Annotated in this window: 10 protein-coding genes; 3 read left to right on the top strand and 7 right to left on the bottom strand. The window is 70.9% G+C overall.

Annotated features, from left to right (window positions below):
* Positions 1 to 966: 30S ribosomal protein S2 (gene rpsB / locus ABF401_RS11880; RefSeq protein ID WP_353509774.1), on the bottom strand; the 966-nt coding region annotated here is incomplete at its 3' end.
* A gap of 293 nt (positions 967 to 1,259) precedes the next feature.
* Here rpsB and ABF401_RS11875 point away from each other — a divergent pair.
* The 3 genes from ABF401_RS11875 (at position 1,260) to ABF401_RS11865 (ending at position 5,107) form a co-directional block, all read left to right on the top strand.
* Entirely contained in the window at positions 1,260 to 3,194 is a 1,935-nt protein-coding gene (locus ABF401_RS11875) for a DUF6541 family protein (protein WP_353509773.1), read from the top strand.
* Positions 3,195 to 3,250: 56 nt separating this feature from the next.
* On the top strand, positions 3,251 to 4,414 hold the full coding sequence (locus tag ABF401_RS11870; RefSeq protein WP_353509772.1) for a pyridoxal phosphate-dependent aminotransferase: 1,164 nt from the start codon (positions 3,251 to 3,253) through the stop codon (positions 4,412 to 4,414).
* A gap of 99 nt (positions 4,415 to 4,513) precedes the next feature.
* On the top strand, positions 4,514 to 5,107 hold the full coding sequence (locus ABF401_RS11865) for a murein hydrolase activator EnvC family protein (RefSeq protein WP_353509771.1): 594 nt from the start codon (positions 4,514 to 4,516) through the stop codon (positions 5,105 to 5,107).
* Position 5,108: 1 nt separating this feature from the next.
* Here the strand turns inward: ABF401_RS11865 and ABF401_RS11860 are convergent, their stop codons facing one another.
* The 6 genes from ABF401_RS11860 to rnhB all read right to left on the bottom strand — a co-directional run bounded on the left by ABF401_RS11860 (position 5,109) and on the right by rnhB (position 10,395).
* A complete protein-coding gene (locus ABF401_RS11860; RefSeq protein WP_353509770.1) occupies positions 5,109 to 6,029 on the bottom strand; it encodes a tyrosine recombinase XerC in 921 nt (306 codons plus the stop codon).
* A gap of 77 nt (positions 6,030 to 6,106) precedes the next feature.
* Entirely contained in the window at positions 6,107 to 7,213 is a 1,107-nt protein-coding gene (dprA, locus tag ABF401_RS11855; RefSeq protein WP_353509769.1) for a DNA-processing protein DprA, read from the bottom strand.
* Between the two features lie 11 nt (positions 7,214 to 7,224).
* Positions 7,225 to 8,775, bottom strand: coding sequence for a YifB family Mg chelatase-like AAA ATPase (locus ABF401_RS11850; protein WP_353509768.1), 1,551 nt, complete (start codon positions 8,773 to 8,775; stop codon positions 7,225 to 7,227).
* Positions 8,772 to 9,152, bottom strand: a complete 381-nt coding sequence (locus tag ABF401_RS11845; protein ID WP_353509767.1) for a YraN family protein — start codon at positions 9,150 to 9,152, stop codon at positions 8,772 to 8,774. The genes ABF401_RS11850 and ABF401_RS11845 overlap by 4 nt, the downstream gene beginning before the upstream one ends.
* Positions 9,153 to 9,295: 143 nt before the next feature.
* A complete protein-coding gene (locus ABF401_RS11840) occupies positions 9,296 to 9,616 on the bottom strand; it encodes a DUF2469 domain-containing protein (protein ID WP_353509766.1) in 321 nt (106 codons plus the stop codon).
* Positions 9,613 to 10,395: a ribonuclease HII gene (gene rnhB / locus ABF401_RS11835; RefSeq protein WP_353509765.1), complete on the bottom strand. Its 783-nt coding sequence runs from the start codon at positions 10,393 to 10,395 to the stop codon at positions 9,613 to 9,615. Before rnhB ends, ABF401_RS11840 begins: the two co-directional genes overlap by 4 nt.
* Between the last annotated feature and the right edge of the window lie 6 nt (positions 10,396 to 10,401).

Raw genomic sequence — 10,401 nt, 5'->3', positions numbered from 1 at the left:
CTGCGGCTCCGCGCTCTCGGCCTGCGGCTCCGCGCTCTCGGCCTGCGGCTCCGCGCTCTCGGCCTGCGGCTCCGCGCTCTCGGCCTGCGGCTCCGCGGGCGCCTCGACCGACTCGGCGGAGGCGCCGGTGGCCTCGGCGGCCGGGGTGTCGGTGCCGGCGGCGTCCCCGCCGGTCGCCTGCACGGCAGCCTTGTCGGCCTCGCCGGCGAGGAGCTCGCGCTCCCACTCGGCGAGTGGCTCCGCGGCGGCGGAGTCGTCCTCGCCGCCCTTGGCGCCGGAGCGGGCGATCAGGCCCTCGGCCACCGCGTCGGCCACCACGCGGGTGAGCAGGCTGACCGCACGGATCGCGTCGTCGTTGCCCGGGATCGGGTAGTCCACCTCGTCGGGGTCGCAGTTGGTGTCCAGGATGCCGATGATCGGGATCCGGAGCTTGCGGGCCTCCTCGACGGCGAGGTGCTCCTTCTTGGTGTCGACGACCCACACCGCGGACGGCGTTCGGGTCATCTCCCGGATCCCGCCCAGGGTCTTCTCGAGCTTGTCGCGCTCCCGCTTCATGTGCAGGAGCTCCTTCTTCGTGCGGCCGCTGCCGGCCACGTTGTCGAAGTCGATCTCGTCGAGCTCCTTGAGGCGGTTGATCCGCTGGTGCACCGTCTGGAAGTTGGTGAGCATGCCGCCCAGCCAGCGCTGGTTGACGTAGGGCATGCCGACCCGGGTCGCCTGCTCGGCGATCGCCTCCTGGGCCTGCTTCTTCGTGCCCACGAAGAGGATGCTGCCGCCCTCCGCGACCGTGTTGCGCACGAAGTCGTACGTCTTCTCGATGTAGTCGAGGGTCTGCCGCAGGTCGATGATGTAGATGCCGTTGCGCTCGGTCATGATGAAGCGCTTCATCTTGGGGTTCCAGCGACGGGTCTGGTGCCCGAAGTGGACGCCGCTCTCGAGGAGCTGGCGCATGGTGACGACGGCCATGCCGTGTCCTCCTTGTTTCGTGGTTGTCAGTTGGTCGTGAGGCCACCACCGCGACACCCAGCCCGACGAGCGGTCCGAGCCCAGCGGCATACACCTCACTCCTGGCGCCTGCACGCACCCCACCCAGCGGCGCTCGTGGAACTGTGCTGGGACTGCTGTGGTGCGCCCCGGGACGAAACCCGGCAGAAGACGCGCGAATTAGGTCGCGCGAGCCGGAGCACACGTGACCGTCGTCCATCGTAGGCCCTGACCCGGGGCACGGCGAAATCGCGGTGACCGACAGAATGACGGCCATGGAGAACGTGCTGGCGGGCTGGTCGAGCTGGTGGGACACCCTCGCGGCGTTCGCCGTCCTTCTCGTCGCGCTGTTTGCGCCGGGCTGGCTCGTCGTGCGAGCCCTCGGCGCTCGGGGACTTGAAGCCGTCGCCGTGTCGCCTGCTGTCTCGGTCGGCGTCATCGCAGCCTGGGCCACCATTGCCCAGCGCCTCGGCATCGGCTGGAACTGGCTCGTGCTCGCCGCCGTGACTGCAGTCACCGCCGGCCTCGGCTGGCTAGCAGTCCATGCCGTCGGAGGCCACGACCCCGTCCTGACCCCGCGACGACGCCTCCTCGGGCGACCTGATTCCCACGCGGTGGTCGCGATCGCCCTCGGCGTCGTCATCGCCCTCGTCACGATCCTGCCCGCGATCGGACGGCCCGACGAGCTGGTGGACAGCCCGGACGCCGTGTACCACCTGAACCGGATCCGCCTGTTCCTCGACACCGGCAACTTCTCCATCGCCCACCCGACCTTCTACCCCAACGGGTTCCACGCGTGGATCGCGACGGGCCTCCAGACCGGAGCCGCTCCGGTTCTTCCCGGCACGAACGTCGCGACCGTGGTCCTCGCGGCTGTCGTGTGGCCGATCGGCGTCGTCACGCTGGTCCGTCACGCCCTGGGCACGTCGCGCATCATCACGTATGCCGCTGGGCTGGCTTCCGCGGCCTTCGTGTCGTTCCCGACGATCCTCCTCGGCTGGGGGGTCCTGTGGCCCAACCTCATGGGCACGGCCCTCACGCCGGGTGCCCTGGCGATCATGCTCCAAGCTGCACGCAGCCCGAAGGGCCGGCTGCGACGGGGCCAGTGGCTCGGCTTCGCGGCCGCCGTGCCCGGGCTGGCGCTCATCCAGCCCAACTCGCTCGTGGCGCTCGTAATGTTCGCGCTCGTGTGGTTCGTCGCCGCGCGATTGCGCGCAGGGATCATCGGCCACGCCTCGTGGGCGTCCGTCATCCGGGACCTCGGCGCGGTCGCGATCGCCGGCATCATCGGGCTCGTGGCCGCTCCCCTGGTGTCCGACCGACTCGCGTTGACCCAGTCGTACGAGTGGACGGGGCACGTCTCGGTCTGGCGCGCGCTGATCGAGGTGGTCGGTGGACGTTTGCAGATCGGCGTCGTGCTCTGGGGGCTGCTCGGTCTCATCCTGCTCGGGATCGGCTGGATCGTGGTCCGGGCACGAGCCGCGATCCCGGTCGTCGCCATGTGGGGTGCCTGCGTGGCCCTTTACGTCCTGGCGGCCTCGTCCACGGCGTCGTGGACCGCACTGATCACGGGCTACTGGTACAACGACAAGGTGCGGCTCGCCTCGCTCGCCGCGGTGCCGGGCGTCGTACTCGTCGCGGCGGCCGCGCCCGCTGTGCGCGACCTGCTCCTCACGGTGCCCGTCCTCCGCAGCCAGGTGCCGGCGGTCACCCTCGTGGCACTGGCGGCCATCCCCCTGGCGACGGTGGTCTGGCAGGCGCCGACGCGCTCGACCATGCTCGACGGGTTCTTCCGGCCCGCTGACCCCGCCCGCGTGATCCTGTCCCGGCAGGCCCAGGCGGACCTCGCTGTCCTCGCGGGCGAGATCCCCCCCGGGGAAGGGCTCATCGGCCGACCGGAGAACGGCTCTCCGCTGATGTATGCGCTGTTCGGGACGAACACCTTCTATCGCTCCATCCCGATCCCCGACACCGGCGACGAGAACCTGCTCGGGACCGGCTTCGCCCAGCTCACGACGCGACCCGACGTCTGTCAGGCCCTGGCCCGGCACGGCATCCGCTGGGCGATCGACTCGCCCCACGTGTACTGGCTCGACCGCCCGGAGCGGTCCTCCGGGCTCGTCGACCTGGCCTCCGTGGACGGGCTGGAGAAGGTCCGCACCGTGGGCGACTACACCCTCTACCGGATCACGGGATGCCGCCCGGCCTGATCGGGTTCACCCTCGCTGAGCCGTCCGCTCCCGTGCGCGTCGGTAGGGTTCGGCCCATGAGCTCGCCGCTGATCTCGCGCATGCAGCCATTCGGGACGACGATCTTCGCGGAGATGTCCGCGCTCGCGACGCGGACGGGTGCGATCAACCTGGGTCAGGGGTTTCCGGACACGGACGGGCCACGGGAGATGCTCGAAGCCGCAAAGGCCGCGATCGACGGCGGGCGCAACCAGTACCCGCCGGGGCCCGGGGTACCGGAGCTGCTCGAGGCGATCGCACTGCACCAGAAGCGGTTCTACGGGTTGCCGCTCGACCCGGACAGCGAGGTGCTGGTGACGGTCGGCGCCACGGAGGCGATCGCGGCGGTGGTGCTCGCGCTGTGCGAGCCCGGCGACGAGGTGGTGACCTTCGAGCCGTACTACGACAGCTACGCGGCGACCATCGCGCTCGCGGGCGCGACCCGGCGGACGTCGGTCCTTCGCTTCCCGGACTTCGCGGTCGACGAGGCCTCGCTCCGGAGCGCCTTCTCGGACCGGACCCGGCTCGTCCTGCTCAACACGCCGCACAACCCGAGCGGGAAGGTCTTCACCCGCGCCGAGCTGGACCTGGTGGCGGCGCTGGCTCGCGAGCACGACGCCTGGGTCGTCACCGACGAGGTCTACGAGCACCTCGTCTTCGACGACGCCGAGCACATTCCCATGGCCACCCTGCCGGGGATGGCGGAGCGGACCATCACGATCTCGTCCGCGGGCAAGACGTTCTCCGCGACCGGCTGGAAGGTCGGCTGGCTCACCGGGCCGGCCGCTGCCGTGGCCGCCGCCCGGACGGTCAAGCAGTTCCTCACCTACGTCGGGTCCGGGCCCTTCCAGCCGGCCGTCGCCGTCGCGCTCGGACTGGGGGACGAGGTGTATCGCGACCTCGCGTCATCGCTGCAGGCAAAGCGCGACCTGCTGTGCGACGCGTTGCGAGCCTCTGGCTTGACCGTGTCCCAGCCCCGGGGCACCTACTTCGTGATCGCCGACGCGGCGCCGCTCGGTGCGGTCGACGCACTGGAGTTCGCCCGCGCCCTGCCGGGCCTGGCCGGTGTGGTCGGAGTGCCGGTGTCCGTGTTCCACGACGACCAGGAGGCGGCCCGGACCTTGGTCAGGTTTGCGTTCTGCAAGCGCGACGAGGTGCTGAGGGAGGCGAGCCGACGACTCGCCGCAGCCGGGCGGAGCTGACCCGCCTGGTCGTCCACATCCCTTGCGACGGTGGCCCCATCGTCCCCAATCGGTTTCGCTGGACCAGCGTCTCTGTAGCTGTCGAGAGAGTCTCTGGTCATGGATCCCCGCAGCCAGCTCGTCGCTGTCCTGACCGGTCTCGGCCTCACCCTCGGGTGGTCGGCCGCCCCACCGATCGTGGGCGCCGTGAACACCGCGGGCACCGGGGGCGCCGTGGGCACTCTGGGTGCTGTGAGCGCCGTTGCCACCGGGGGACGAGGTGCGCCCTCCGCGGCAGCAGAGTCCGGCTGGGCGTGGCCGCTGACCCCGACTCCCACCATCGCGCGACCGTTCAACCCTCCGCTGCGCCGCTGGGAGCCGGGCCACCGCGGCGTGGACCTCGTCGGCTCGGTCGGCGACGAGGTACGGGCGCCCGCATCGGGCCAGGTGGTCTTTGCCTCGCAGCTCGCCGGTCGTGGGGTGGTGGTGGTGCGGCACGAGAGTGGGCTTCGCAGCACCTTCGAGCCGGTGACGGCCAGCGTCGGGCTGGGGACGGCCGTGACCAAGGCACAGGTGATCGGGCACGTGGCCGAAGGCCCGAGTCACTGCGCACCGCAGACGTGTCTCCACTGGGGAGTGCTGCGTGGGCGCGAGTACCTCGACCCGCTCGCCTTCCTGGGACGTGCGCCCACCGTCCTGCTACCGCTCGGCTGAGTCACGCGCGGGGATGCGCCTGCTCATAGCTCGTTCGAAGGCGGTCCACCGAGACATGGGTGTAGATCTGGGTCGTCGCCAGGCTGGCGTGACCCAGGACCTCCTGGACGATCCGCAGGTCCGCTCCCCCCTCGAGCAGGTGCGTGGCGGCACTGTGCCGCAGGCCATGGGGGCCGAGGTCCGGCGCATCGGGCAGGTGGCGCAACACGTCATGCACCACTGACCGGACCTGGCGGGGGTCGATTCGCGCCCCTCGACGACCGAGGAACAGCGCGGGACCGGAGCGCGGGCCGAGGAGCGCTCGGCGCGCAGCCAGCCACTCCGTGAGCGCTCGGGCAGCGGGGATGCCGAAGGGCACCATTCGTTCCTTCGCCCCCTTGCCCATCACTCGGGCGACCCGCTGGTCCAGGTCCACATCATCGACGTCGAGGGCGACCAGCTCCCCGACTCGCATCCCGCTGGCATAGAGCAGCTCGAGCACGGCCCGGTCCCGGACGTGGATCGGGTCCGCGTCGTCGGCGCGGACGGCCGCGACGTCGAGCATGGCGCTGGCCTCGCGCTGCTTGAGGACTCCGGGCAGCGCGCGACCCCGTCGCGGCGCGACCAGCCGCCGCGACGGGTCCGAGTCGATCCGCCCCGTGCGAGCCGCCCAACCCAGAAAGGTGCGTGCCGCGGCGGCTCGGCGAGCGATCGTCGAGCGCGCCGCGCCACGGTCCGCCTGCTCGCCGAGCCAGGAGCGCAGGTCCGCCAGGCGGAGCTCGCCCAGCTCGCTCACCCCACGGTCCATCGCGAAGGAGAGCAGCTGGCGGACATCGGACACGTATGCCCGCGTGGTGTGGTCCGAGCGTCCGCGCTCAGAGCGCAGGTGTCTCTCGAAGTCGGCCAGCACGGCCGAGTCCGTCCCGTCAGCTCCAGCGGCCATGGACGCACCATCGCAAACCCGGCACTGCTGGGCAAGGACCGCGGCCGAGGCCTGGTGCTCAACGACTCAGCGACGACTCAGCGACGCGGGGCACGCGCCTTGCGCCAGGTCCCGTCGCGCCGCTCGGCCAGGCCGAGCTCAACCAGCCGCGCGAGCACTGCCATGGCCTGCATCGGAGCGAGCGCGGAGACCAGCGACACCTGGGCGAGGTCCACCCAAGCCCGGTGTGGCAGCCCCTCGTGGACCCGCGTCTCCTCCGGGTCGAGCTCATCGGTCGGGAGCGTCTCGCCCCGCGGTTCGTCACAGGCATCAGCGCCGAAGTCGCCGACGAGGTCGATGACGTCGGCGGTCCCGGTGACGAGAGTCGCCCTCTCGGTTCGGACCTGCTCATGGCAGCCAGCCGACATCATCGACGTCACCGGGCCGGGGAAGACGCCCACCGGACGGCCGAGCTCGTGCGCGGTCCGCAGGGTGTTGAGTGATCCGGAGCGCAGGTCCGCCTCGACGACGATGGTCCCCCTCGTCATCGCGGCGATGAGGCGGTTGCGCTGGAGGAAGCGAGTGCGCATCGGCGCGGAGCCTGGGGCGACCTCGGACAGGACGATGCCCGCGTCCGCGATGCGCTCGATGAGTCTCGCGTGTGCGGACGGATAGGCCCGATCCACCCCACCGGCGAGAGCAGCCAACGTCTTGCCCTCGACCGCGAGGGCCCCTCGGTGAGCGGCGCCATCGATGCCGAAGGCCGCCCCCGACACGACCGTCCAGCCGCGGTTGGCCACCCCTGCGGCCACGTCTGCAGCAAGCTGCTCGCCGTAGGCGGTGCAGAGCCGCGAGCCGACGATGGCGACGGATCGGCTGGTCATCGCTGCGAGATCCGCGGGTCCGCGCAGCCAGAGGCACCACGGGGGCACCGGAAGGTCGTCGAGCCGCTCGGGCCACTCGCCATCCCCCGGGACGACGACCCGCGCACCGACCTTCGCGGCGGTCGTCAGGTCTCGGTCCACGTCGAGGCGCCTGACCCGCTCTGCGAAGCGGGCGAGCCGGCCATGCCCCGCCCGGATCCGGTCGAGCGTCTCCGGGGCGCCATGTCGATCCAGCAGCTCGTGAACCCCCTTGTCACCCGGCTCGACCAGCCGGGACAGCGCGACCCGGGCCAACCGTGCGTCGTCGAGGCCACCACTCATGCCGCCACCACTCATGCCGCTACCCCCGCCTGCCGGCGCAGGGAGAGGGCCAGCTCGACCTGGTCCCGGCCCGGACGCTGCAGCCCGGAGAGGTCGGCCACGGTCCAGGCGCACCTGAGGCTGCGGTCATAGCCGCGCAGGCTGATGTTGCCTCGCTCGAGTCTGCGGTCGAGCGGAGCCGTGGCGCTGGCCGGGAGCCGCCAGGCCGACGACCGAAGGAGGGATCCCGGCACGTGCGCATTGAGGGCCCACCCGTCGACGAGCAGGCCGCGCCATCGCTCGCGTTGCACCGCCCGGGCGGCGGCTACCCGCGCAGCGACGACGCGGCTGGTCTCCGCGGACGGCTGGGCGGCCATGGTCAGTCCTGGCGGCTGCACGTGCACCTGCAGGTCCACGCGATCGAGCAGCGGTCCTGACAGCTTGCCGAAGTAGCTGCGCCGCATCGCCACCGAGCAGGTGCAGTCGACCCCCTGCCCCCAGCCGTTGCCGCAGGGGCAGGGATTGGCTGCGAGGACGAGCTGGAACCGGGCCGGGAACGTCACCGACTCAGCCGCACGGGCGATGGTGACGGTGCCACGCTCGAGGGGTGTGCGCAGGGCCTGGAGGACGGCCTTGTCGAACTCTGGCGTCTCGTCGAGGAAGAGCACGCCGCAGTTGGCCTGAGTGATGGCACCCGGACGGATGTGGCCGCTGCCGCCACCGATGACCGCGGCCTGCGAGGCGCCGTGGTGTGGCGCCACGAACGGAGGCCTGGTGATGAGGCGCACGTCATCGAGGAGCCCGAGGACCGAGTGGATGGCCGTGACCGACATCGCCTGCTCCTCATTGAGCGGCGGCAGCACCCCGGGGAGCCGCTCGGCGAGCATCGTCTTGCCGGCACCGGGTGGTCCGGCAAGGAGCAGGTGGTGTCCGCCCGCGGCGGCGATCTCGAGCGCGATCTTCGCCTCTGACTGCCCGAGCACGTCGGACAGGTCGGTCGTCCTCATCGCCGCGGAGGGCTCGGCCTGCGGCGGCTCCGGGACGGGGTCGACGGCGCGGCCCCGGGCCAGGTCGCGGTAGCGCTGGACCAGCTCTCGCAGGTCCGCCACGGCGTGCACCTTGATGCCAGTGACCAGCCGGGCCTCGGCGGCGTTGACGGCCGGGACGACGACATGACGCACCCCGGCGAGAGCGGCGGCATGGACCGATGGGAGAACGCCGGCGACCCCGCGAACCGAGCCGTCCAGGCCGATCTCGCCGATGTGCACGACGTCCCTGACCACCGTCCGCGGGACGATCCCCATGGCCGCCGCCACGGCGACGAAGATGGCGAGGTCGAAGCCGGTGCCGACCTTGCGTCGACCCGCCGGCGAGAGGTTCAGGGTCACGCGACGCTGGTTGACGAGCATGCCCTCGACCAGCGAGGACACGGCCTTGATCCGCTCAGGCGCCTGTTTGACGGCCGAGTCGCCGAGTCCGCTGATGACGAAGCCCGGCAGTCCGCCGGCGACGTGCGCCTCGACCTCGACGATGAAGCCGTTGACCCCGCTCAGGCCGACCGCCCGGGTCCTCCCGAGACTCACTGGACGCCCCTCAGGTGAGTGATGCGCGCGGTGTCCGTCCCGCGCTTGACGATCGACACGACGTCGATCCGGATGGTGAGGACCGAGAGCCCGCTGCGCTCCACGGGTGGCAGCGCATCGAGCCAGAGCATCGCCAAGCGGCGCAACCGTCGCAGCTTCTGGCGGGTCACGGCCTCGAACGGCGCCCCGAACTGAGCGCCGGAACGCGTCTTGACCTCGCACACGACGAGGTCGGCATCCTCCCGGGCGACGATGTCTATCTCGCCGCGAGCGCAGCGCCAGTTCCGATCGAGGATGCCAAAGCCGGCGTCCGAGAGGTAGCGGCACGCCAGCTGCTCGCCGTACCTCCCGAGGGCTCGGGTCGCTGGGATGTCCATGCGACCACCCTTGCGGCGAGAGCCTTCTCGCGGCCCCGACACCTCATCGGCTGTGTACGACGGAGGCTGGTCCGAGAGGATGTGGACAGCCCCCGAACCGAGCCGAGCCGACGCGGGACTCTGGCGATCAACAGCTCAGGGCGTCACGTGAACTCTCCGGAGTCCGGCAGCTTGATGTCCGGCTTGGGCAGCTCCTCGATGTTGACGTCCTTGAACGTCACGACCCGCACGTTCTTGACGAACCGCGCCGGTCGGTAGATGTCCCAGACCCAGGCATCGGCCATGGCCACGTCGAAGAAGACCTCTCCCCCATCGGTGCGCACCTTGAGGTCGACGGAGTTGGCCAGGTAGAAACGGCGCTCGGTCTCGACGACGTGGCTGAACAGACCGACGACATCGCGGTACTCCTTGTAGAGCTGCAGCTCCATCTCGGTCTCGTACTTCTCGAGGTCTTCCGAACTCACCGAACCGCCGTTTCTGTCTGGTCCGCCGTCACGAAGGGCGTTGCGAGGTCATCCGTCACTTCATTCAACACCTCTTCGGGGAGCAGGACCGTGTCCTCTGCGTAGACCCCGGGTAGCCGCCACGAGCGGCGGTGCAGGTCGCACGGCCCGTGCCGGGCCAGCGCGTCCATGTGCTCGGGCGCCGCATAGCCCTTGTTCAGGCTCCAGGCGTATGCCGGGTGCTCGGCTCCCAGCCGGATCATCAGCTCGTCCCGCTCCACCTTCGCAAGCACGCTCGCGGCGGCGACGGACGAGCACTTGAGATCGGCCTTGATCATCGTCGTCACCGGCGGCGTGGCCGGCGTCGCGCCGTCGGCAAAGGCGAGGAGCCCCACGTCGTAGGGAGCGGTCAGCCAGTCATGGTTGCCGTCGAGGATGACGAGGTCGGGGACGACGTCGATCGCCGCGAGCGCCCGCAGGCCGGCCAGACGGAGGGCGGCCATGATGCCGATCGAGTCGATCTCCTCGGGACCTGCGTGTCCCACGGCATGACTGACCGACCAGCGTTGGATACGCGGCACGAGTCCCTTGCGAGCGCGCTCGGTGAGCAGCTTGGAGTCCTTGACCCCGGTCGGCGCGGACCGCACGGTCTCGTCGATGACGACGACACCGACACTCACCGGCCCGGCGAGAGCGCCACGGCCGACCTCGTCCATGCCGGCGAGGAGCCGGTGACCGGCACGCTGGAGCTGCCGCTCGACCCTGAGCGATGGCTTCTTGGATGGAGTCGCACCAGCCATGACGAC

This window comes from Intrasporangium sp. (assembly GCF_040414665.1).
Classification (GTDB): Bacteria; Actinomycetota; Actinomycetes; order Actinomycetales; family Dermatophilaceae; genus Intrasporangium.
Note: the sequence above shows the minus strand (reverse complement) of the source record. Positions and strands in the feature narration are given on the sequence as shown.